Here is a 21,401-nt window from a genome sequence, read left to right as displayed (position 1 = left end):
AGTATGCGTCGGCTCCTGTGCTGTGTGCTCGTCCTGCTCGGTTGTGGGTTCGTGATCGCGCCGCCCGCGTCGGCCGAACCGGGAATCATCGACGTCCGGCCGCTCGGTGGCAGGCAGTACGAAGTGGTCGTGTATTCGGCGGCGATGAACCGGCCGATCACGCTGTGGCTGTCGCATCCCGGCGCGGGCGCGCCCACGCTGTACCTGCTGAACGCGGTCGACGGCGGGGAGAGCGGCGGGCCGTGGATGCGGCGCACCGACGTGGTCGATTTCTTCGCCGACAAGCCGGTCAACGTGGTCGTTCCGATCGGCGGCCGGGCCAGCATGTACACCGACTGGCAGCGCGACGACGCGATCCTGGGCCGCAACAAGTGGACCACCTTCCTCACCGGCGAACTCCCGCCGCTGCTGGCTCAGCGGTTCGGCACGACCGGCGCCAACGCGGTCGCCGGTCTGTCGATGTCGGCCACCTCGGCGCTGAACCTGGCCATCGCCGCGCCCGGCCTGTACCGCGCGGTCGGCGCGTTCAGCGGCTGCACCCAGACCGCGAACCCCGTGGCGCAGGCGCTGGTGCGGGCCCAGCTGGCGACCTTCGCCGCGGACGCCACCAATATGTGGGGCGGCCCGATCGACCCGGCCTGGACCGTCAACGATCCGGTCGTGCAGGCCGAACGCCTGCGCGGCACCGCCATCTACCTGTCCGCGGGCAACGGCATTCCCGGGCAGCACGAGGCGATCAACGATCCGAGCATCGCGGGCAATCTCGGCGTCCTGGTCGACCGGCTGCTGGTCGGCGGCACGATGGAGGCCGTGGCAGGCAGCTGCACCGGCCCGATGGCAGCCCGGCTCGCCCAGCTCGGCATCCCCGCCGACGTGCGCTTCCGCGCCGCGGGCACACACGCCTGGCCGTACTGGCAGGACGACGTGCACGACTCGTGGCCGATGTTCGCCGCCGCCCTCGGCGTCTGAAAACTGTCGGTGCCCCGGCGCACACTGGGGCCATGGCCTATGACGAGGAACTCGCCGAGCGCATCCGGGAGATCGTCTACCCCGGGCAGGATCTCGTCGAGCAGCGGATGTTCGGCGGACTCGCTTTTCTCGTGGGCGGCAACATGGCCGTTGCCGCCAGCGGGAAGGGCGGACTGATGGTGCGGGTCGACCGCGCCGAGGGCGAATCGCTCATCGACGGGCACGCGGTGACGCCGATGGTGATGGGCGGGCGCGAGATGGTGGGCTGGCTGCGGGTCGCCACCGCCGCGGTCGAGGACGACGCGGTGCTGCGCGAGTGGGTCGAGCGCGGCGTGAACTACGCGAACACCCTGCCGCGAAAAAAGTAGAAGAAACTTCGACGGGTGTGTCGAGCGGGCGTGATCGGCTCCGACCAAGGGGTGACAGCAAGCCAACGCACCCTCCCGAAGGAGCACGTCATGTCCGTCAACACCTTCCTCTGGTTCGACACCGACGCCGAAGCGGCCGGTGAGCTCTACGCCGCGACGGTGCCGAATTCGCGCGTCGTCGAGGTCACCCGGCAGGGCGACGGCTCGGCCTTCGTCGTCACGCTCGATCTCGACGGTCAGGCCGTCACGCTGATGAACGGCGGACCGGGCCATCCGCCCACCGACGCCGCCTCGCTGCAGGTCGTGGTGGACACCCAGGACGAGGTCGACCGGCTCTGGGACACCCTGTCCGACGGCGGCGAGCCCGGCCCGTGCGGCTGGCTGACCGACCGGTTCGGCCTGTCCTGGCAGATCGTGCCCTCGATCCTGCCGAAGCTGATGAGCGGCGAACCGGACCGGGTCATCGCGGTCGGCACCGCGCTGCGGTCGATGTCCAAGCTCGACATCGCCGAGTTGCAGCGGGCCTACGACCAGGCCTGACCGGGAAACGTCGACGGCCGCCGCGGATCGGTAGTCCGCGGCGGCCGTTCGGTGCGTGCTCGGTCAGCCCGCCGAGCCGGTCAGCAGGCCGCCCAGGTCGGCCGAGCCGGTGCCGCCGCCGGGCGTCGTCGGCTTCGCCGAGACCTCGACGGTGACGGTCTTGGAGCTGATCAGTTCCTGCACGGCCTTGATCTCGTGCGAACCGGGGGTCGACGGGGTCCAGGTGATGGTGGCCTTGCCGTCGGAGACCGAGACCGGCTCACCGATCTGGGTGCCGTTGTCGGTGAAGGTCACCTTGAACAGGAACGACGTCGCGGTGACATCGGCGGTGACGGTGTAGGCGGTGCCGACGTAGTGGGTGCTGCCGCTGACCGTGACGCCCTGGACGAGCGCCGAGGCCTGCGGCGCCACCAGGACGCCGGCCGCGGCGACCGCGGTGAAAGCTGTGAGTCCGAAGCCGGCCCGCCGAGCCTGGTTGGTCTTCATGGTTGTTCTCCTGTTCGCGCTGACCCACCGCTGTGGGTGTGGGCGACACTATCGACCGGGTGACCACGCTGTCCGGGAAACAGAAAAACGAGTGTTTAAAACTGCGTGGGCCGCGTCGGTGCTGGTGGCGCCGGAATCATCCCGTGCGGATGAGGCGATCGCCGCGCCGGTCGTCGAGACTGGACACATGCCGACGTCGGATGCGGTTCGCTACCAATTCGTCATCGAGGGCGAACTCACGGAACGCGCTGTCGCCGCGTTCCCGGAACTCCGGCGCAGCGCCCATTCGCCCACCGGTACCACCACCCTCTACGGCGAGCTCGCCGACAACACCGCCATGCGCGGCGTGCTCGCCCGCATCGATGTCCTCGGGCTCACCCTGCTCGGAATGTCCCGCCTGCCCGACTGATCGTGAGGTTGCCAAACGGTAGCCGGTCGCGGCAAACCCTCACGATGACGTCGATCTCATAACGAGCGCGTCGACGCCGCAACTCCGGCGAACGCGCTGGTCGCGTTTGGCCTACCGTCGAACCTGCTGGTGGATCGACCCCGCAGGGAGTCGACGAGCTGAGGAGTGTGGTGGTGACAACCTCGTACCGCGCGATAGCTGACAACGTCTCCGTGGCCGGTGCCCAGATTCCCGAGCTGTCCTTCGCCGCCGTGCGCTCCGGTGACCTCAGCGCCCGGCTGGACCGCGCGCAGACCGCGGGCGGGCACACCGTCCTGGTGTCCGGTCCGGCGGGCAGCGGCAAGACCGTCGCGCTGGTCGACTGGGTGAGCAGGTCGCGCAAGGCCAGGGCGGCTACCGTCGGCTGGCTCACCGTCACCGCGCCGCTGGCCGAGAGCGGCGAGCTGATCCCGGCGCTCGCGCGGATCACGCACCGGCCCGCCGACGCCGTCGACACCACGTTGCGCACCCCGGCCGATCAGGCCGCCGAACTGGTCGACGCGCTGGCGGTGCGCGATGAGCACACCGTCTTGGTGCTCGACGACGCCCACCTGATCACCGACCCGCTGCAACTGGCCGGCCTGGAATACCTGCTCGCGCATCTGCCCGGCACGGTCACCGTGCTGCTCGCGGGCCGGTTCGATCCGCCGCTGCGCTGGCACGCGCTGGAACTGGCGGGCAGGCTCACCCGGATCGGGGTCGGCGAACTCGCGCTGTCGCCGGAGCGGATCGCCCAGCTGTTCGCCCAGCACGGCTGCCGGCTCGACGACGACGAGCTCGCCATGGTGCACGCGCTGACCCGCGGCTGGGCCGCGCTGGTGCGGATCGCCGCGATCTACGTGGCCGCCAACGGCGAGGACCGCGATACCGCGCTGACCACGCTGGCCCGGCCCTCACACGCGGTCGCCGATTTCCTCGTCGCCGAGCTGATGCAGTCGCTGCCCGCGTCGACCCTCGATTTCCTGCTGGTCACCGCGGTTCCGACCCGGTTCTGCCTGCCGCTGGCCGAGGAACTCACCGACGACAACGCGGCGCGGATCGTCGACGAGTTGCTGCGGGCCAACTTCCCCATGCACACCGTGGCCGACGCGGGTCAGCTCTGGCACAGCTACCACCCGCTGCTGCGGGCGTATCTGCTGGCCGAGGCCGCGCACTCGCGGGCCGACCGGCTGCCGACGGTGCACCGTCGCATCGCCGAGTGGCTCGGCGCGGCCGCGCTGCCGGGCGCCGCGCTCGATCACGTGCTGGCCGAACCGGGCACCCCCGGTCTGGTGGCGTTCCTGCGGGACTGGGGTCCGCGCATGGTCCTCGACGGCGCGGGCCAGCAGTTGCTGGCCGCCATGGAGTTCCTGCCCGAGGCGACCGAGGACACCTTCGTGCGATTGCTGCGCGCCGCGGTCGCGGTGGAGGCGGGGGAGATCGCCGCCGCCGAGGTGTATCTCGAGGCCGCGCACGTCGGGTCCGAGCAGGTCTCGCGACTGGTCCCGGACACCTGGACGGCCTCGCTCGACCGCGCGGTGAGCGCGGGACTGGCCGTGCTGGTGGGGGATTCGGCCTCGATGAGCTGGCCGCTGCCCGCGGTCACCGGGCAGCCCGATCTCGACTGCTACGCCGCGCTGCACTGCGGCACCGCCGAGGTCACCGGTGGCGCGCTCGACAGCGGGACCGCCGCGTTGCGGCACGCCATCGTGCACGCGGAGGAGGTGGGGCTCGGCAGCGTCGCGGTGCGCGCGCGGACCGCGGTCGCGGTCGCCGCCGGGTACGCGGGCCGGGTCGGCGACCTGCGGGCCCTGGCCGAGGTGGCGATCGACTGCGCCGATCGCTACGACCTGGCGCAGGCCCCCGAGGGCGTGTTCGCCCGGCTGATCGCGGCCTATGGCGCCTACCAGCAGGGCGAGGCCGTGCAGCTGGCGCCGCCGGGCCAGCCCGGTGGACCGGCGGCTGAGGCGAGTGCCCCGGCGCCCGCCCGCCAAGCGGCGGTGATCACCGGCGTGCTGCTGTTCGACGCGGCCCCCGACCGCGCGGCCGCCGCGACCATGCTCTGCACCGGGACCCACCGGCTGCTCGACGATTCCCCGGCCGCCTTCGGCATCGGCACGCTGGTCACCGACGTGCTGTGGGTGCTGCTGCGCTTGCAGGCCAAGACCGACGCCCAGCACCTGATCGATCACGCGACGCGGGTGTTCGGGCCGACCCCGGAGCTGGCCGTCGCCGAAGCGGGCCTGGCCGTCTACACCCATCGGCCCAGCGCCGCGCTGACGCTGCTCGAGCCGGTACTCGGCGGCACCCCGCAGCTGACGGCGGGTGCGCTGGTGACGGCCTGGCTGCTGGAGGGCGTCGCCGCCGACCGGCTGGACCGCCCGCGTAAGGCCGAGAGCGCGTTCGAGCAGGCGCTCGCGCTCGCCTGCGGTGAGCGGCTGATCCGCCCGTTCCTCGATGTGCCGGGCGCGGCCGAGACCCTCGACCGGCTGGGCGGGCGGTTCGGCCGCTTCGACGCGTTCGTCGACCTGGTCCGGTCGCATCGCGCGCCCGCCACCGATGCGCCACAGCTCACCGAGACCGAACTCGCGGTGCTGCGCCAGCTCCCGTCCGGCATGACGGCGATCAATATCGCCGCGAACATGGGCGTCTCGGTGAACACGGTGAAGACCCACCTGCGTGGCATCTATCAGAAGCTGGGGGTCAACGCCAGAGCCGACGCGATCGGCAACGCCCGCCGTGTCGGCCTGATCTGACGACACCGGCCCAGCCGAAACTCACCCGCAACGGATGATTTCCGCGCCGCCCGGCGCGGCTACGGTCGCGGGACCGCCAGGATTCCGACGAGGCAAGGTGGACCATGAGCACGAATCCGGACTTCGGGAACACGACCGACTTCGACAACGCGAACCGCGGCCTGATCGACAAGCTCGACCCGCCGGTGATCACCGCGGCCGACGGCCGGGTCGTCTGGGACCTCGGCGCCTACGACTTCCTCGACGGCCCGTGCCCGCCGACGGCCGATCCGAGCCTGTGGCGGCAGGGTCAGCTCTGCAACATCCAGGGCCTGTTCGAGGTCACCGAGGGCATCTACCAGGTGCGCAACTTCGACCTGTCGAACATGACGATCGTCGAGGGCGAGACGGGCGTGATCGTCATCGACCCGCTCATCTCCGCCGAGACCGCCGCGGCCGCGCTGGCGATCTATCGCAAGCATCGTGGTGACCGGCCGGTGACCGGCCTGATCTACACGCACTCCCACGGCGACCATTTCGGCGGTGCGCGCGGCGTGGTTCCCGAGGGGCACCCGGAGGTGCCGATCCTCGCCCCGGAAGGCTTCCTCGAGCACGCCGTCAGCGAGAACGTCTACGCGGGCAACGCGATGACCCGCCGGGCGATCTTCATGTACGGCACCGGCCTGGCGAAGGCGCCGGACGGTCAGATCGGCTGCGGCCTCGGGATGACCACCTCCACCGGCAAGGTCACCTTGATCCCGCCGACGGTCGACATCACCCGGACCGGCCAGGAAGAGGTGATCGATGGCGTGCGCATCGCCTTCCAGCTCACCCCGGGCACCGAGGCGCCCGCCGAGATGAACTTCCTGTTCCCGGATCGCCGGGCGCTGTGTATGGCCGAGAACGCCACCCACAACATGCACAACGTGCTCACCCTGCGCGGCGCGCTCGTGCGCGACTCGCGGATCTGGTCCAGCTACCTGGACGAGGCCATCGCGCTGTTCGGTGACAAGGCCGACGTCGCCTTCGCCTCCCATCACTGGCCGACCTGGGGTGCCGACAACTGGACCGCGTGGCTGGCCGGTCAGCGGGACATGTACGCCTACCTGCACGATCAGACCCTGCGCCTGCTCAACCAGGGCCTCAACGGTCCCGAGATCGCCGAGATCCTCACCTTCCCGCCCGGGCTCGACGGCATGTGGGCCAACCGCGGTTACTACGGCTCGCTCAACCACAACGTGAAGGCGATCTACCAGCGTTATCTCGGCTGGTTCGACGGCAACCCGGCGCACCTGTGGGAGCACACCGAGGTGGAGCAGGCCAAGCGCTACGTCGCCGACTACGGCGGGGTCGACGCCGTCGTCGCCAAGGGGCGCGCCTACGCCGCCGAGGGTGATCACCGGTTCGCGGCCACGCTGCTCAATCACGCCGTCTTCGCCGACCCGGGCAACACCGCGGCGAAGGAGGCGCTGGCGGAGGTCTACCAGACCCTCGGCTACGGCAGCGAGAACGGCACCTGGCGCAACTTCTTCCTCGTCGGCGCGACCGAGCTGCGCACCGGCCCGACTCCGGTCAGCCTGGACACCGCCGATCCGGAGATGATGGCGGCGCTGACGGTCGACATGATCATCGACTCGATCGCGATCCGGATCAACGGCCTGCGCGCCGCCGAATCGGACTTCGCGCTGGATCTGAACCTGACCGACAGCGCCACGGTCACCCGGCTGACCATGTCCAACGGCGCGCTCACTCACCGCACCGCGTCCGAGCACGCCCCGTTGCGCGGCCCCGCCGACCTCACCCTGACGCTGACCAAGACGCAACTGCTGCTCGGGCTCGCGGGCCAGGGCTTCGACGGCGTCACGATGGACGGCGATCAGGCGGTGCTGAAGACCCTGGTCGGCCTGATCGAGACGCCCGACCCGAGGTTCCCGATCGTCACACCCTGAGACCCAGCTCGGGGTTCATGAACAGCGCCCCCGGCCGCCCAGGGCCGGGGGCGCTGTTGCGCGCGTGGTCTCAGCCGAGCAGCTGTGCCTTCGCGGCGGCGAACTCGGCGTCGGAGAGCGCACCGGCGGCGTGCAGGTCGCTCAGTTGCTTCAGCTTCGCGACCAGGTCGACCGGCGCGGCGGGCGGTGGCGCGGGCGCGGGCTGCGGTGGCGGCGCGGCGTAGGCCTGCTGCTGGGCATAGGCCTGCTGCTGGTCGTAGTTCTGCTGATCGGCGTAGGCCTGCTGCTCGGCCGAGCGTTTCCTGGCCCGGTTGTTCACGGCGGTGGAGGTGGCGGTCGCGGTGCCCGCGACGACCGCGGTACGGGCGATCGTGCCCAGCAGTCCCGGCCGCCCGACGCGGCCCCTTCGTAGTGGCATGACGATTCCTCCCTAGCCGGTCGTCGCCGCGGACACCGCGGCCTGGACGACATCGCGCGGCACCTGAACGTGCAGCGTCACCTCACCCCTGGCACCGCGCACGGCGCCGGCCAGCCGCGCGGCCCAGGTCTGCTCGAAGACCAGGATCACCGACGTGCTGCCGGGCGCCATCGAGGTGCGCACGACCTCCACGTCGGCCGCGCTGACCAGGTCGATGTCGGCGGCGGTGAGCCCGGTGAGACCCACCTCGGCCAGGCCGTCGTCGATCTCCTTCTCGGTGATGGTGCCCGCGTCGTCCATCGTCAGCACGATCAGATCGAGCAGGGTCACCAGTCCGTTCTCGACGACCTCGGCGAGCGCGTCGGTGACCGACTCGTCGACCGCGGTGCCGGGGAAGGTGAGGACGAGGAAGTCGACCGGGCCCAGCGCAGGTGTTGTTCCCATGGCGTGATCGTGCGCCGATCCCGCGGCGCCCACCTCACCCGAATCGGGTGAACCGGGGCGGCGTCCGGAGTTCTAGCGTTGATCGTATGAATGGCATCGTCGTCGTCGTGGTCGGAGCGCTGCTGTGCTTCTACGGCATCCGATCTGTCCACCTGGGCATCATCGCGATCGGCTTCGGTCTCGGCTGGATGATCGCCGACCTGTTCAACGCCTCGCTGGCCTGGCTGGTGCTGATCGGCCTGATCGGCGCGGTGTCCTCGTGGGTGATCACCTCGCTGGTGTTCCGCTTCGCGTCGTACTTCATCGGCGGCCTCACCGGCGCGATGATCGGCACCAAGCTGGCGACGGTGTTGCAGCCCGGCGACAAGAACGTCGCGCTGAGCATGATCGTGGCGCTGGCCATGTGTGTGGCGGGCGCCTTCCTGGCCGAGAAGTTCCGCGCTCGCGCCCTGCTGTGGCTGACCTCGATCGGCGGCGCCAGCATGGTGGTCAGCGGCCTGGGCCGGATGAGCGACTCGCTCGCTTTCCTGCGCGATCCCGAGCCCGGCTGGCAGCAGGTGACCTCGGTGCTCGCCTGGTTGGGTCTGTCGTTGCTCGGCTGGATCACCCAGCGGCACCTGTTCGCCGAGAAGCTCGGGATCCAGCACCTCGCCGGCGGTGGCGACGACGAGATCGACCAGAGCAAACGCAACGGCGGCTGGCCCACCCGCTGAGGGCTACTCGGTCGGCGTCTGCAGCGCGGGGAACCAGACGTCGGTGAGCACGGTGGCGGCCTTCTCGGCCGTGACGTCGATGACGCCCTGCATGGCCCACCGGGTGAAGAACCGTTCGAGCTGGGCCACCAGCAGCTCGATCCGCAGCCGGGCCTCGTCGCGGCGGTGTTCGGGCCAGCGGGCGAGGTAGGCGGGCATGCTGTCGGCCAGCGTCATGATGCCCTCGCGCGCGACCGCGCGGAATTCCGGCTCCAGCGCGGTAGCCTCGTCCCAGGCCGGGAGCATGTCCTTGTTGGTGAGGAACCAGTAGATCGCGCGGGTCATCCACTCCTCGAACGCGGCCCGGGAACCGGTGGTGAGCACTCGGTCGAGGTCGGCGTAGAACTCCCGGACGCTGGTCAGCGTGCCCTCGTTGGCGATCGCCCGCAGCACCTCGCCCTTGCTGGTGAAGTGCAGGTAGAACGTCGCCCGGCTGCATCCGACGGCGGCCACGATGTCGTCGACCCGGACCGCGGAGTAGCCCTCGGTCTCGAACAGCGACCGCGCGGTTTCCACGATCTTGTTCCTGGTGAGGCGCTTCTGTTCCTCGCGCAGGGAGCCGCGGCGCGCAGCGGGTTCGGTCGGCATGAGCCCATCTTAGACGATCCGCCTATTCACTAGACACCATGTCTAGTGAGACGCTACGCTGTGGTTCACGTCACTCGGTGCGGTCATCGACGACCGCGCTGTTCAGGAGTTGTGCATGGATACACGCGAATTGCCCAGGGTCTGCGTCATCGGCGCCGGACCTTCGGGTATCACCGTCGCCAAGCGACTGGCCGAGAACGGAATTCCGTTCGACTGCTACGAGGCGTCCGACGAAGTCGGCGGCAATTGGTACTACAAGAACCCGAACGGGATGTCGGCCTGCTATCAGAGCCTGCACATCGACACCTCGAAGTACCGCCTGCAGTTCGAGGACTTCCCGGCGCCCGAGGAATGGCCGCACTTCCCGCACCATTCGCAGCTGCTGCAGTACTTCAAGGACTACGTCGACCATTTCGACCTGCGCGACCACATCCGGTTCAACACCCTGGTCACCGCCGCCGAACGCGACGACGCCGGGCTCTGGCGGGTGACCACCGCGGCGGGCGACACCGAGGTCTACGACGCGCTGATCGTCTGCAACGGCCACCACTGGAATCCCCGATTCCCCGACTACCCGGGCGAATTCGACGGCGTGCTGATGCACAGCCACGCCTACAACGACCCGTTCGATCCGGTCGACATGCGCGGCAAGCGGGTCGTGGTGGTCGGCATGGGCAATTCCGGCCTCGACATCGCCTCGGAACTGTCCCAGCGCTTCATCGCGTCGAAGTTGTTCGTCTCGGCCCGCCGCGGTGTCTGGGTGCTGCCCAAATACGTGAACGGCGAAGTGGGCGACCGGCGTTCGATGCCGTCCTGGATTCCGGCCAAGCTGGCGCTCAAACTCAAGCAGCGCTTCGTCCGCAAGAATCGCGGCGACATGCGCAACTACGGCCTGCCCGCGCCCGATCACGAGCCGTTCGAGGCGCATCCGTCGGCGAGCGAGGAATTCCTGCACCGGGCCGGCTGCGGTGACGTGGAATGCAAGCCCGCGATCACCCGCCTGGACGGCGACACCGTGCATTTCGCCGACGGCAGCAGCGAACAGGTCGACGTGATCGTCTGCGCCACCGGCTATCACATCAGTTTCCCGTTCCTCACCGACACCGCGCTGGTCCCCGACGCGGCCAACCGGTTCCCGCTGTTCCAGATGATGCACAAGCCCGGGGTGGACAATCTGTTCTATCTCGGCCTGGCCCAGCCGATGCCGACGCTGGTGAACTTCGCCGAGCAGCAGAGCAAGCTGGTGGCCGCCTATCTGACCGGCCGCTACCACCTGCCGCCGCGCGCGGAAATCGAGACGGTGCTGCGCGAGCAGGAATCCCGGCGCACCGGCCGCTACTACGATTCGCCACGGCACACCATCCAGATCGAATTCGAGCCGTATGTGCGCTCGATGACGAAGGAGATCGCGCGCGGTGCGAAACGCGCTGCCGCGGCAGGCAATACACTGCCGGTTCCCGCTCGCGCGACCGCGGGGGTGCCGCGATGAGCGCCGCCGGTTTCTGTCTCGACGAATTCGCCGGTGTGCGCGCCGCTTTCGACGAGGAACTCGACGGGGGCGCCGAAGTCGGCGCGGCCCTGTGTGTCACGGTCGACGGTGAGCCGGTCCTCGACCTGTGGGGCGGCTGGGCCGATCCGGGCAAGACCCGGCCGTGGGGTGCCGACACCCTGGTCAACGTCTTCTCGGTGACCAAGACGATGACCGCCCTGTGCGCGCTGCTGCTGGTCGACCGCGGCGACCTCGACCTCGACGCGCGGGTGGCCGCCTACTGGCCCGAGTTCGCGGCCAACGGCAAGGACGTCGTCCTGGTCCGGCACCTGCTCTCGCACACCTCCGGTGTCTCCGGCTGGGAGAAGCCGATCGAACTGGCCGACATCTACGACACCGAGGCCGCCGCGGCCCGGCTGGCGACCCAGGCGCCCTGGTGGGAGCCGGGCACCGCGTCGGGCTATCACGCCATCAACTACGGGCATCTCATCGGTGAACTGGTGCGCCGCATCACCGGTCGCTCGCTCGGCCGTTTCTTCGCCGAGGAACTGGCGGGCCCGCTGGGCGCCGATTTCCACATCGGCACCGGTCCCGAGCACGCCGACCGGATCGCCACGCTGATCCCGCCGGAACTGCCCGAGTTCGATCTGTCGACCCTCGACCAGGACAGCGTGCTGATCAAGACGCTCACCAGTCCCTGGCTCGAGATCGGCGAGACCGCGACGCCGGCCTGGCGGGCGGCCGAGATCGGCGGCACCAACGGGCACGGCAACGCGCGCTCGGTCGCCCGGATCCAGTCGCTGATCGCCAACGGCGGCGAGCTCAGCGGCAGGCGATTCCTCTCGCCCGCCACCATCGAGCTGATCTTCCGCGAGCAGGCCGACGGCGTCGACCTGGCCCTGCTGACCCCGCTGCGCTTCGGCATCGGCTACGGGCTGCCCCGGCCGCAGACCTTCCCGCACATCCCCGACGGCCGGGTCTGCTGGTGGGCCGGCTACGGCGGGTCGATGGTGGTCAACGACCTGGATCGCCGGATCACCTTCGCCTACACCATGAATCGGATGGCGACCGGCCTGATCGGCTCCGACCGCTGCGACCGGTACCTGAAGGCCACCTTCGACGCGATGGGGGAGCGGCGATGACGATGCGCGCGATGCAGCTCACCGCGCCGGGCACGCTCGAACTGCGGACCGTGCCGGTGCCCGACCTCGGCCTCGACGATCTGCTGCTGCGGGTCGGCGCGGCCGGGATCTGCCATTCGGATTCGTTCGTGCTGAGCCTGCCGTTCCCGATGAGCGAGCAGCCACTCACCCTCGGCCACGAGATCGCGGGCACCATCGAGGCGGTCGGCTCGCGGGTCGCGGGCCGTCGGGTCGGCGAGCGCGGACTCGTGTACCTGTGCTGGTCCTGCGGTGAGTGCCGGGAATGCCTGCACGGCAACGAGAACGTCTGCCTGGCGGCCGGTCGCACGGCCATGCCGCCGTGCCCCGGCCTCGGCCCCGACGGCGGGATGGCCGAGTACGTGCGCATCCCGGTGCGCTCGTTCGTCCCCATCGGCGACATGGATTTCGCGCAGGCGGCCCCGCTGGCCGACGCGGCGCTCACCCCCATGCACGCCATCCGCGGCGCGCTGGACCAGCTGTGGCCGGGCGCCACCGCGGTCGCGATCGGCATCGGCGGACTCGGCCACGTCGCGGTCCAGCTGTTGAAAGCGCTCACCGAGACCAGGGTGATCGCGGTCGACGTCGATCCCGACAAGCTCGCGCTGGCCACCGCCTGCGGCGCCGATGTCGCGCTGACCGCCGATGCGGACACCGCCGCCACCATCCTCGAGCTGACCGGCGGACGCGGGGCCGAGGCGGTGTTCGACTTCGTCGGCGCCGACGCCACCGCGAAGCTGGCCGTGGAGACGGTCGCCCCCAACGGCGCCTACCGGATGGTGGGGCTGGCGGGCGGCATCCCCGGCATCGACTCCGGCCCGGCGGGCGGACCCGGCCTGCCGTGGGGCGCCACGGTGCGCAAGTCCTACGGCGGCACCCGTGGCGACCTCGTCGACGTGATCACCCTGGCCGCCGCGGGCAAGGTGCGCGCCGAGGTCGAACGCTTCGACCTCGCCGACGCCCGGACCGCCTTCGACCGACTCGACGCCGGCGCGATCCGCGGACGCGCCGTCCTCATCCCCTGATGGAGAACAAGACCATGACCGATGTAGTGGACCCCCAGGAATTCGTGGCCAAGGTCGCCGCGGGCCTGACCGCGCCCGGCGCGCCCTTCGAGCTGACCGTCGAACCCGTTCTCGGCGTACCGATCCCGGTGCTGGCCGAGCGCCGACGCAGCTTGCGTGAGCTGCTCGAACACTCGCGGAGCTGGGGCGAGCGCGACTACCTGATCACCGAGGACCGCCGCCTGTCCTTCGCCGAGCACGCCGCGGCCGCGGGCGCGCTGGCCACCGCGCTGGCGACCCGCTACGGCGTCGGCAAGGGCGACCGGGTCGGCATCCTGGCCGCCAACGGCCCGGACTGGGTGATCACGTTCTGGGCCGCGCAGTGCCTGGGCGCCATCCCGGTCGGCTACAACGCCTGGTGGGCGCCGCCGGAGATCGCCTACGGGCTCGAGCACGCCGCGCCCACCGTGGTGATCGCCGACGCCAAACGGGCCGCGCTGCTCGCCGAGACCGGCACCGACATCCCGGTGCTCACCATGGATGGCGACCTGCCCGCCCTGATCGCCGAATTCGGCGGTGGCGAGATCCCGGACACGCCGGTCGACGAGGACGATCCGGCGGTGATCCTCTACACCAGCGGCACCAGCGGCAGGCCCAAGGGCGTGGTGCATTCGCAGCGGAACATGGTGGCCATCAGCGACTATCACCGTTTCACCGACGCGATGCTCGCCGCGTTCGCCGGTCAGCCGCCCAGCGACGCGCCGAGTGATCGCCGCTACCTGGTCACCGCCCCGCTGTTCCACATCGCCAGCCTGCACAATCTCGTCATCCCCCGGCTGGTGACGGGCGCGGCGGCGGTGTTCCCGCACGGCGCGTTCGAGGTCGGCCGGGTGCTGAGCCTGGTCGAGCGCGAGCGGGTCACCAACTGGGCCGCCGTGCCGACCATGGCCTCGCGGTTGCTGGATCACGATGTCGCCCAGCACGATCTGTCCTCGCTGGGCGCCCTCTCGCTCAACTCGGCGCCGTCCTCGCCCGCGCTGCTGGCCAGCCTGCGCGAGAAGATCCCGTCCCTGCAATTCGCGCTGACCACCAGCTACGGCCTCACCGAGAGCGGCACCGCTGCGACGGTGGCGACGCCGCTGGACCTGCTCGCCGACGACGCCTCGGTCGGCAGGCCGATCTTCGGGGTGGCGGTGGAGATCCGCGACGCCGACGGCGCGGTCGTCCCCGACGGCGAGGAGGGCGAGATCTGCATCCGCAGCCCGTACGTGATGCTCGGCTACTGGCACGACGACGCCGCCACCGCCAAGGCCATCGACGGCGAACGCTGGTTGCGCTCCGGCGATTTCGGCACCGTCACCGACGGCAGGCTGACCGTCTCCGGCCGGCGCACCGACCTGATCCTGCGCGGCGGCGAGAACGTCTATCCCACCGAGATCGAGAACGTGCTGACCGAGCATCCCGCGGTCACCGAGTGCGCGGTGTTCGGTGTCGCCCATCCCGATCTCGGCCAGGAGGTGGCGGCCGTGGTGGTCGCCGAGCCCGGCACGGTCGACGCGGAGGAACTGCGCGACTTCGTCGCCGCGCGGCTCGCCTATTTCAAGGTGCCCGCCCGCTGGCGGCTCACCACCGACGCCCTGCCGCGCAACGCGACCGGCAAGGTCACCCGACGCGATCTCGCGCTCTAAGAGGAAAAGCTATGTTCGACAGCATCATCAAGGGCGGCCGCTGGTTCGACGGCACCGGCGCCGCGTCCGCGATCCGCCACCTCGGGATCAAGGACGGCCGGGTCGCCGCGATCTCGGCGACGCCACTCGACGAGACCGGCTGCGACCGGGTCGTCGATGCCACCGGCCGGTGGGTCGTGCCCGGCATGATCGATATCCACACCCACTACGACGTCGAGGTGCTGCTCGATCCGTCGCTGTCGGAATCGGTGCGCCACGGCGTGACCACCGTGCTGCTCGGTTCGTGCTCGCTGTCGACGGTGCACGTCGACGGCGAGATCGCCGGGGACCTGTTCGGCCGGGTCGAGGCGATTCCGCGCGCCCACGTCGTGCGGGCGGTGGAGCAGACCAAGAGCTGGCGCTCCGCCGCCGAGTACGCCGCCGCGTTGGACGCGCTGCCGCTGGGCCCGAATGTGGCGAGCTTCATCGGTCACTCCGACATCAGGTCCGCGGTGATGGGCCTGGACCGCGCGACCCGGAAGGACGTGCGGCCCAGCGAGACCGAACTCGCCGCCATGGCCGCGAAGCTCACCGAGGCACTCGACGCGGGTTTCGTCGGCATGTCCTCGCAGCGGCTGCTGTTCGACAAACTCGACGGCGAACTGTGCCGCTCGCGCACCCTGCCCTCGACGTATTCGACCAGGGCCGAACGCAAGACACTCAACACCATCCTGCGGACCCGCGGTCGCGCGCTCCAGGGCGGACCCGACGTCAACCGGTCCGACACGATGATCGCGATGGCGGCGAGCAGCATCGGGCTGTGGCGCGCGCCGCTGAAGGTCAGCCTGCTCTCGGCCGCCGACATCAAGGCGATTCCGCTGGTGGCCAAGGTGTTCCCGCTGCTCGCGCGGGCGATCAACGCGCTGCGCGGCGACTTCCGCTGGCAGCACCTGCCGGTGCCGTTCGAGGTCTACTCCGACGGCATCGACCTGCCGATCTTCGAGGAGTTCGGTTCCGGCGCCGCGGCGCTGCACCTGGCGAACCACATCGACGAGCAGCGCCACCTCATGCAGGACGAGCAGTACCGGCGTCAGTTCCGCAAGGACTACGACCAGAAGTACGGGCCCCGCGTCTGGCACCGCGACTTCTTCGACGCCGACATCGTCGACTGCCCCGACCCCAGCGTGATCGGCAAGACCTTCGGCCAGGTCGGGGTCGACCGCGGCGGGGTGCACCCGGTCGACGCCTTCCTGGATCTGGTCGTCGAACACGGCGCGAAGCTGCGCTGGCGCACCACCATCTCCAACCACCGGCCCGAGGTGCTCAACATCCTCGCCGCCGATCCCGGTATCCAGCTGGGCTTCTCCGACGCGGGCGCGCACCTGCGCAACATGGCCTTCTACAACTTCGGCCTACGCCTGCTGCGGCGGGTCGCCGACGCCGAGCGGGCGGGCACCCCGTTCATGACGATCGAACACGCGGTGCACCGGGTCACCGGCGAGCTCGCCGACTGGTACGGCCTCGACGCGGGCCACCTGCGCGTAGGTGACCGCGCCGATGTCGTCGTCATCGATCCGGCGCACCTCGACGACACGCTCGACGCGTACGCCGAGCACCCGATCCCGGAGTTCGACAACCTGCCGCGCATGGTCAATCGCAACGACGAGACGGTCACCGCGGTCTTCGTCGGCGGGCGGTACGTGTTCGGCGCGGGCAGCAAGGATCCCGCGCTCGGCACCGAGCGCACCGGCCGGTTCCTGCGCGCCGGGTAGCGCGGGGCGGGGCCGGTGGGCGGTCGGCGGACCTCGATCTGGGACAGTCGAGGCACGACCGGGCGCCCGCCGACCCGGTACGCCGCACGTCAGCGAGAGGATCGCCCATGTCGGACGCGAAACGGATCACCTGGGGCAAGCCGCGTCGGCCCAGCGACGCCGACCGCGACGCCCTGCGCGCCGACCTGCTGACCAAGGCCAGCGCCGTGCGTGCAGACGGCTGGGCCGAGCACCGCGCGGCCTGGCCCGCGGGCCAGGTCGCCGTCGTCGCCTACCTGCTCGGCGACACCGACCTGCTCACCGAACTCGACGAGACCGACACCACCGTCCTGAGCCGCTACGCCGCCGACCTCTTCGGTTTCGTCGGCGGCCGCAAGGACAACGAGAAGGGTCTCGTCGACACCCAGGCCTGGTTCGACTTCGTCCGCAAGGCCCTGGGCTGAGCCTCAGATCGGTTCGAATTCGTTGAGTTTCCAGGTCTGGTCGAACCACGGATCGAGCGGGCCGTAGAGCCGGAACAGCGGGAACCACGACTTGCCCGGCACGGTCGGAACACATCGATACCGCGCAGCAGGTCGAGACCGTCGTAGAGTGTCCAGCGACTCCGGCGACGGCACCCCGTCGAAGAACTTCAGCACGCCGAACGGACTGTCGATGACATCGGGCGACCTCCCTGCGGAACTGACTACAGGCCCGCCCGAGGCTAGGCGCGGCATCGAAGCGTCCACCTCACACGGAACGGGTGATTTCACCCCGCCGCGATCAGCCGCGCCTCGCCGTTGGCATCCGGCTCCGAGCCCTAAGGTGCCGTGGCCTCTGCCAGATCGAGGGTGATGGGGAACGGCAGGGTCAGCTCGAGAGTGTCGTGGTAGATCCCGGTCGGCGCGTACTGGCCGGTGGCCGGGTCCAGTTCGAAGACGTAGACGACCGCGCGCCCGTCGACGTTCTCGACGCGCCAGAAGTGGGGGATGCCTGCGTCCGCGTAGAGCACCGGCTTGCGCTTGCGATCACGAATCACCGAGTCGGGGGAGACCACCTCGATCGCGAGCACGACATCGTGGGGGAGGTAGGTGGTCTGCTCCAGCCCGGTGTCCGCCGCCACGTCGACGATCATGACGTCCGGTTCAGGGCGTTGACGTGGGCCTATCGTGACCGTCATCTCCCTGCACACCTCGAACAGCTCTGGAGCTTGCCTGTTCAGTTCGGTGTCGAGAAACCGGATGACACGCATATGAAACTTCATCTGCGGGCTCACGAAGACGAGGCTCCCGTCGATCAGCTCGGTGTGCGGGGGAAGGCCGGTCAGACGATCCAGATCGTCGGCGGTGAATCCTTCCGGCGGCGGCACCAGCCAGTCGGGGAATGCCTCGGGGTCGGGGGGCTCTTGCAGTGGCATCGGATCTGCAGTCATCGGTCCCCTCGCTAGTCGGTGTTCCAGCTGACCGGACCAGTATGGCACTGGCCCGGGTCAGGGGGTACGAGCGCGCGGAAACCGGGTCCTACCAGCGGTCGGGGGTGACCGGGGCGTCCCAGGCCTTGGCGAAGCGGGTCTTGTCCTTGGTGTCGACTTCGCGGCGGCGGTAGACGATGTAGGGGCGGGTCAGGTAGCCGATGGGGGCACTGAACATGTGGACCAGGCGGGTGTACGGCCAGGCGGCGACCAGGGCCAGCACGACCAGGCCGTGCAGCTGGAAGGTCCACGGGACACCGACCATCAGGCCCGGTTCGGGGTTGATGGTGAACAGGCTGCGGAACCAGGGGGAGACGGTCTCGCGGTAGTTGTAGGTGCCCCACAGCAGGTTGGAGCCCCAGGTGTTGAGCAGGCCGGTGACCAGGGCCAGCGTCAGCAGGGTGTACATCATCACGTCGTTGCGGCTGGTGGCCTTGCGCACGGCGGGCACGACGATGCGGCGGTAGCAGAGGATGGCGACGCCGACCACCACCATCAGCCCGGCGACCGACCCGGCGCCCACCGCGACCAGGTGATAGGCGTGCTCGGAGATGCCGAGCGCGCTGGTCCACGACTCGGGGATCAGCAGACCCATCACGTGCCCGCCGAACACCCCGAGCATGCCGAAGTGGAACAGCGGGCTGCCCAGCTGCAACAGCTTGGACTCGTAGATCTGCGAGGACCGGGTGGTCCAGCCGAACTGGTCGAACCGGTAGCGCCAGACGTGGCCGAGCACGAACGACGTGGCGGCGATGTAGGGCAGGATCAGCCACAGGCCTTCGGGGAGCGGGATGGTGGCGTTCATCGGCGGCCTTCCGTGGCGTCGAACAACGAGGGGTCCATGGCGAAGGGTTCCAGCCCGACTTCCTCCTCGGGCGGGCCCTGCGCGGCGAGTTCGGCGATGCGGCGCCGATCGGCGGTGGTCACCGGCGGCAGCGTGGTCAGCACCGCGGCGAGGACGCCACTGTAGGGAGAGTTGTTGTCGCCCAGCGACAGTCGCAGCAACTCCAGCACCGGCACGTGCTCACCCAGCAGGCGCTCGCCGCCGATCGGGTCGACGGTGGCGGCGAACTCCAGCAGCACCGGCAGGTGGTCGGGCAGTTCCTCGTCGCTGAGTTCCACCCCCGCCTGCCGGTAGGCGTGCTTGAACCGCAGCAGCGCCATGCCGCGCTTGCGGGTGTCGCCGTAGGCGTAGAAGGTCAGGTGCAGGCTGGCGCGGCGGCGCATGTCGAAGGTCTCGACATAGCTCTGCGCGACCTCGATCGAGGGTGTTTCGCGCAGATAGGTCAGCACCGCGTCGAAGTGCGCCCGCATCTCGGCGGGCAATGCGGCCGCCGCCGAGGACATCTGGTCCAGCAGCGCCAGCGTCGACTCACCGGGGTAGTCGAGCAGCAGCGCGGCCAGCCGCCAGACGACCCGCCGATCGTGCTCGGGCATGGCGGTGACCGGCTGCGGCCGCCTGCGGATCGAGAGCAGACTCATTGCGCCGCACCGCTGACCGTGGAGTCGGCGACGGCAGCGCCGTTGCTGCCGTTGCCGTTGCTCCCTGCGGCGGCGCCGTTGCCGTTCGCGGTGGGCGCAAGCTTGTCGCTGCTCGGCACGAGCCCGCTGGTGCTGCGGCCGTCCCAGTTGAGCAGGTTGATCCGCCCCGACTTCTCCTCGGGCGCGGCCCGATTGGTGTCGGCCAGCGAGAACTTCTCCACCACCTGGTCGAACGCGGTCATGCCCGGTCCGCCGTCGGTGTCGAGGCTGCAGCCGGTGGCCAGCGAATCCAGTTCGTGCGCACGAGAAGTCGCGCCGGACGGGATCACGTAGCGGTGCTCGTACTTGGCGATCGCGAGCAGCCGGTACATGGCCTCGATCTCCTCGGGCTCGAGCCCGATCGACGGCGCGATCCCGGGTTCGGGCTCCTCACCGAGGTTGACCGACCGCATGAACGCGCGCATGCCGGCCAGGCGTTGCAGCGAGGCGCGCACCGGCCCGATCTCGCCCGCGGTGAACAGCTCGGCCAGGTACTCGATCGGGATGCGCAGCGCGTCGATGGCGCCGAACAGGTTGCCCGCGTCCTCACCGTCGTGACCGGTCTCGCTGAGCACGTCGACCACCGGCGACAGCGGCGGCACGTACCAGACCATCGGCATGGTGCGGTATTCCGGGTGCAGCGGCAGTGCCAGCTGGTAGTCCACGATCAGCTTGTAGACCGGCGAATCCTGCGCGGCCTGAATCCATTCCGGCGAGATCCCGGCCGCCTCGGCCTCCGCGATCACCCGCGGGTCGTGCGGGTTGAGGAACACGCCGAGCTGGGACGGGTACAGGTCCTTGTCGTCGGTCACCGACGCCGCCTCGAGCACCGCGTCGGCGTCGTAGAGCATCACGCCGATGTAGCGCAGCCGCCCGACGCAGGTCTCCGAGCACACGGTCGGGATGCCGACCTCCACGCGCGGGTAGCAGAAGGTGCACTTCTCCGCCTTGCCCGTCTTGTGGTTGAAGTAGATCTTCTTGTACGGGCAGCCGGTGATGCACTGCCGCCAGCCACGGCACTTGTCCTGGTCGACCAGGACGATGCCGTCCTCCTCGCGCTTGTAGATCGCGCCCGACGGGCACGACGCGGCGCACGACGGGTTCAGGCAGTGCTCGCAGATGCGCGGCAGGTAGAACATGAAGGTCTCTTCGAACTCCAGTTTCACCTTGTCCTCGAGCTTGCCGAGCAAGGGGTCCTTGCCGACCGCTTCGGGACCCGAACCCAGGTCGTCGTCCCAGTTCGCGCCCCAGGTGACTTTGGTGTCCTCGCCGGTGATCAGCGACTTCGGCCGCGCGACCGGGGTGGTGTCGGTGGGCGGGGAGGCCAGCAGATTGTCGTAGTCGTAGCTCCACGGCTCGTAGTAGTCCTCGACCGTGGGCAGATCCGGGTTGGCGAAGATGTTCATCAGGCGCTTGAACCGCGAGCCCGACTTGAGCGACAGCTTGCCACGCTTGTTCAGCGTCCAGCCGCCCTTCCACTTCTCCTGATCCTGGTACTGGCGTGGGTAACCCTGTCCAGGACGGGTTTCCACATTGTTGAACCAGACGTATTCGGTGCCGCCGCGGTTGGTCCACGCCTGCTTACAGGTGACGCTGCAGGTGTGGCAGCCGATGCACTTGTCCAGGTTCATGACCATGGCGAGCTGAGCCATTACGCGCATG

At 69.7% G+C, this 21,401-nt stretch carries 21 protein-coding genes; 13 read left to right on the top strand and 8 right to left on the bottom strand.

Going from position 1 to position 21,401, the window contains the following annotated elements; translation table 11 throughout:
* Positions 1-3: 3 nt before the first annotated feature.
* The 3 genes from AB0L91_RS05175 to AB0L91_RS05165 all read left to right on the top strand — a co-directional run bounded on the left by AB0L91_RS05175 (position 4) and on the right by AB0L91_RS05165 (position 1,877).
* A complete protein-coding gene (locus AB0L91_RS05175) occupies positions 4-969 on the top strand; it encodes an alpha/beta hydrolase family protein (RefSeq protein WP_357343534.1) in 966 nt (321 codons plus the stop codon).
* 32 nt (positions 970-1,001) lie between these two features.
* Positions 1,002-1,337: a TfoX/Sxy family protein gene (locus AB0L91_RS05170; RefSeq protein WP_365007342.1), complete on the top strand. Its 336-nt coding sequence runs from the start codon at positions 1,002-1,004 to the stop codon at positions 1,335-1,337.
* 90 nt (positions 1,338-1,427) lie between these two features.
* Positions 1,428-1,877, top strand: coding sequence for a VOC family protein (locus tag AB0L91_RS05165; RefSeq protein WP_365007341.1), 450 nt, complete (start codon positions 1,428-1,430; stop codon positions 1,875-1,877).
* Positions 1,878-1,940: 63 nt separating this feature from the next.
* Here AB0L91_RS05165 and AB0L91_RS05160 read toward each other — a convergent pair whose 3' ends face one another.
* Positions 1,941-2,363: an Ig-like domain repeat protein gene (locus AB0L91_RS05160; RefSeq protein WP_357343540.1), complete on the bottom strand. Its 423-nt coding sequence runs from the start codon at positions 2,361-2,363 to the stop codon at positions 1,941-1,943.
* A 187-nt stretch (positions 2,364-2,550) separates the two neighbouring features.
* On the opposite strand from AB0L91_RS05160, the gene AB0L91_RS05155 reads away from it, so the two are divergent.
* The 3 genes from AB0L91_RS05155 (at position 2,551) to AB0L91_RS05145 (ending at position 7,474) form a co-directional block, all read left to right on the top strand.
* Positions 2,551-2,772, top strand: coding sequence for a hypothetical protein (locus AB0L91_RS05155; RefSeq protein ID WP_218718015.1), 222 nt, complete (start codon positions 2,551-2,553; stop codon positions 2,770-2,772).
* Between the two features lie 173 nt (positions 2,773-2,945).
* Positions 2,946-5,546 (top strand): LuxR C-terminal-related transcriptional regulator, encoded by a 2,601-nt coding sequence (locus AB0L91_RS05150; protein WP_365007339.1) that lies wholly within the window; start codon positions 2,946-2,948, stop codon positions 5,544-5,546.
* Between the two features lie 104 nt (positions 5,547-5,650).
* A complete protein-coding gene (locus AB0L91_RS05145; protein WP_365007337.1) occupies positions 5,651-7,474 on the top strand; it encodes an alkyl sulfatase dimerization domain-containing protein in 1,824 nt (607 codons plus the stop codon).
* A 70-nt stretch (positions 7,475-7,544) separates the two neighbouring features.
* Here the strand turns inward: AB0L91_RS05145 and AB0L91_RS05140 are convergent, their stop codons facing one another.
* Both AB0L91_RS05140 and AB0L91_RS05135 read right to left on the bottom strand, forming a co-directional pair.
* Positions 7,545-7,892, bottom strand: a complete 348-nt coding sequence (locus AB0L91_RS05140) for an SHOCT domain-containing protein (RefSeq protein ID WP_365007335.1) — start codon at positions 7,890-7,892, stop codon at positions 7,545-7,547.
* Between the two features lie 12 nt (positions 7,893-7,904).
* The gene (locus tag AB0L91_RS05135) at positions 7,905-8,336 is read right to left on the bottom strand and encodes a DUF6325 family protein (RefSeq protein WP_357343548.1); all 432 of its coding nucleotides are present in this window, start codon (positions 8,334-8,336) and stop codon (positions 7,905-7,907) included.
* An 86-nt stretch (positions 8,337-8,422) separates the two neighbouring features.
* Between AB0L91_RS05135 and AB0L91_RS05130 the strand changes: the two genes are divergently transcribed.
* Positions 8,423-9,049 carry a DUF4203 domain-containing protein gene (locus AB0L91_RS05130; RefSeq protein WP_355280700.1) on the top strand — a complete coding sequence of 209 codons (627 nt, stop codon included), beginning with the start codon at positions 8,423-8,425 and terminating at the stop codon, positions 9,047-9,049.
* Positions 9,050-9,052: 3 nt separating this feature from the next.
* On the opposite strand, the gene AB0L91_RS05125 is transcribed toward AB0L91_RS05130, so the two are convergent.
* Positions 9,053-9,676, bottom strand: coding sequence for a TetR/AcrR family transcriptional regulator (locus tag AB0L91_RS05125; protein WP_355280701.1), 624 nt, complete (start codon positions 9,674-9,676; stop codon positions 9,053-9,055).
* Positions 9,677-9,791: 115 nt separating this feature from the next.
* Here AB0L91_RS05125 and AB0L91_RS05120 point away from each other — a divergent pair, with 115 nt between their 5' ends.
* From AB0L91_RS05120 to AB0L91_RS05095, 6 genes are all read left to right on the top strand, one after another.
* Positions 9,792-11,165 carry an NAD(P)-binding domain-containing protein gene (locus AB0L91_RS05120; protein WP_365007332.1) on the top strand — a complete coding sequence of 458 codons (1,374 nt, stop codon included), beginning with the start codon at positions 9,792-9,794 and terminating at the stop codon, positions 11,163-11,165.
* The gene (locus AB0L91_RS05115) at positions 11,162-12,307 is read left to right on the top strand and encodes a serine hydrolase domain-containing protein (protein ID WP_365007331.1); all 1,146 of its coding nucleotides are present in this window, start codon (positions 11,162-11,164) and stop codon (positions 12,305-12,307) included. Before AB0L91_RS05120 ends, AB0L91_RS05115 begins: the two co-directional genes overlap by 4 nt.
* Before the next feature lie 2 nt (positions 12,308-12,309).
* Positions 12,310-13,350, top strand: a complete 1,041-nt coding sequence (locus tag AB0L91_RS05110) for an alcohol dehydrogenase catalytic domain-containing protein (protein WP_365011183.1) — start codon at positions 12,310-12,312, stop codon at positions 13,348-13,350.
* Between the two features lie 14 nt (positions 13,351-13,364).
* Entirely contained in the window at positions 13,365-15,017 is a 1,653-nt protein-coding gene (locus AB0L91_RS05105) for a class I adenylate-forming enzyme family protein (protein ID WP_365007329.1), read from the top strand.
* A gap of 11 nt (positions 15,018-15,028) precedes the next feature.
* Positions 15,029-16,768, top strand: coding sequence for an amidohydrolase family protein (locus tag AB0L91_RS05100; protein ID WP_365007328.1), 1,740 nt, complete (start codon positions 15,029-15,031; stop codon positions 16,766-16,768).
* Positions 16,769-16,875: 107 nt separating this feature from the next.
* Complete coding sequence (locus tag AB0L91_RS05095; protein WP_365007326.1) at positions 16,876-17,211, top strand: hypothetical protein; 336 nt, start codon at positions 16,876-16,878, stop codon at positions 17,209-17,211.
* Between the two features lie 356 nt (positions 17,212-17,567).
* Here the strand turns inward: AB0L91_RS05095 and AB0L91_RS05090 are convergent, their stop codons facing one another.
* The 4 genes from AB0L91_RS05090 to narH all read right to left on the bottom strand — a co-directional run bounded on the left by AB0L91_RS05090 (position 17,568) and on the right by narH (position 21,391).
* Positions 17,568-18,179, bottom strand: coding sequence for a Uma2 family endonuclease (locus AB0L91_RS05090; RefSeq protein WP_365007325.1), 612 nt, complete (start codon positions 18,177-18,179; stop codon positions 17,568-17,570).
* An 88-nt stretch (positions 18,180-18,267) separates the two neighbouring features.
* The gene (gene narI, locus AB0L91_RS05085) at positions 18,268-19,023 is read right to left on the bottom strand and encodes a respiratory nitrate reductase subunit gamma (protein WP_355280716.1); all 756 of its coding nucleotides are present in this window, start codon (positions 19,021-19,023) and stop codon (positions 18,268-18,270) included.
* A complete protein-coding gene (narJ, locus tag AB0L91_RS05080) occupies positions 19,020-19,700 on the bottom strand; it encodes a nitrate reductase molybdenum cofactor assembly chaperone (protein ID WP_365007324.1) in 681 nt (226 codons plus the stop codon). Before narJ ends, narI begins: the two co-directional genes overlap by 4 nt.
* Positions 19,697-21,391 (bottom strand): nitrate reductase subunit beta, encoded by a 1,695-nt coding sequence (gene narH, locus AB0L91_RS05075; RefSeq protein ID WP_365011181.1) that lies wholly within the window; start codon positions 21,389-21,391, stop codon positions 19,697-19,699. Before narH ends, narJ begins: the two co-directional genes overlap by 4 nt.
* Between the last annotated feature and the right edge of the window lie 10 nt (positions 21,392-21,401).

This window comes from Nocardia sp. NPDC051833 (assembly GCF_040681225.1).
GTDB lineage: Bacteria > Actinomycetota > Actinomycetes > Mycobacteriales > Mycobacteriaceae > Nocardia.
The sequence above is the reverse complement of the archived record's forward strand: the minus strand, read 5'-3'. Positions and strand labels throughout refer to the sequence as shown.

Coding starts and splice junctions, on each gene's coding strand:
- AB0L91_RS05175 (WP_357343534.1), top strand. CDS start 4: ATGCGTCGGCTCCTGTGCTGTGTGCTCGTCCTGCTCGGTTGTGGGTTC.
- AB0L91_RS05170 (WP_365007342.1), top strand. CDS start 1,002: ATGGCCTATGACGAGGAACTCGCCGAGCGCATCCGGGAGATCGTCTAC.
- AB0L91_RS05165 (WP_365007341.1), top strand. CDS start 1,428: ATGTCCGTCAACACCTTCCTCTGGTTCGACACCGACGCCGAAGCGGCC.
- AB0L91_RS05160 (WP_357343540.1), bottom strand. CDS start 2,363: ATGAAGACCAACCAGGCTCGGCGGGCCGGCTTCGGACTCACAGCTTTC.
- AB0L91_RS05155 (WP_218718015.1), top strand. CDS start 2,551: ATGCCGACGTCGGATGCGGTTCGCTACCAATTCGTCATCGAGGGCGAA.
- AB0L91_RS05145 (WP_365007337.1), top strand. CDS start 5,651: ATGAGCACGAATCCGGACTTCGGGAACACGACCGACTTCGACAACGCG.
- AB0L91_RS05140 (WP_365007335.1), bottom strand. CDS start 7,892: ATGCCACTACGAAGGGGCCGCGTCGGGCGGCCGGGACTGCTGGGCACG.
- AB0L91_RS05135 (WP_357343548.1), bottom strand. CDS start 8,336: ATGGGAACAACACCTGCGCTGGGCCCGGTCGACTTCCTCGTCCTCACC.
- AB0L91_RS05130 (WP_355280700.1), top strand. CDS start 8,423: ATGAATGGCATCGTCGTCGTCGTGGTCGGAGCGCTGCTGTGCTTCTAC.
- AB0L91_RS05125 (WP_355280701.1), bottom strand. CDS start 9,676: ATGCCGACCGAACCCGCTGCGCGCCGCGGCTCCCTGCGCGAGGAACAG.
- AB0L91_RS05120 (WP_365007332.1), top strand. CDS start 9,792: ATGGATACACGCGAATTGCCCAGGGTCTGCGTCATCGGCGCCGGACCT.
- AB0L91_RS05115 (WP_365007331.1), top strand. CDS start 11,162: ATGAGCGCCGCCGGTTTCTGTCTCGACGAATTCGCCGGTGTGCGCGCC.
- AB0L91_RS05110 (WP_365011183.1), top strand. CDS start 12,310: ATGCGCGCGATGCAGCTCACCGCGCCGGGCACGCTCGAACTGCGGACC.
- AB0L91_RS05105 (WP_365007329.1), top strand. CDS start 13,365: ATGACCGATGTAGTGGACCCCCAGGAATTCGTGGCCAAGGTCGCCGCG.
- AB0L91_RS05100 (WP_365007328.1), top strand. CDS start 15,029: ATGTTCGACAGCATCATCAAGGGCGGCCGCTGGTTCGACGGCACCGGC.
- AB0L91_RS05095 (WP_365007326.1), top strand. CDS start 16,876: ATGTCGGACGCGAAACGGATCACCTGGGGCAAGCCGCGTCGGCCCAGC.
- AB0L91_RS05090 (WP_365007325.1), bottom strand. CDS start 18,179: ATGACTGCAGATCCGATGCCACTGCAAGAGCCCCCCGACCCCGAGGCA.
- narI (WP_355280716.1), bottom strand. CDS start 19,023: ATGAACGCCACCATCCCGCTCCCCGAAGGCCTGTGGCTGATCCTGCCC.
- narJ (WP_365007324.1), bottom strand. CDS start 19,700: ATGAGTCTGCTCTCGATCCGCAGGCGGCCGCAGCCGGTCACCGCCATG.
- narH (WP_365011181.1), bottom strand. CDS start 21,391: ATGGCTCAGCTCGCCATGGTCATGAACCTGGACAAGTGCATCGGCTGC.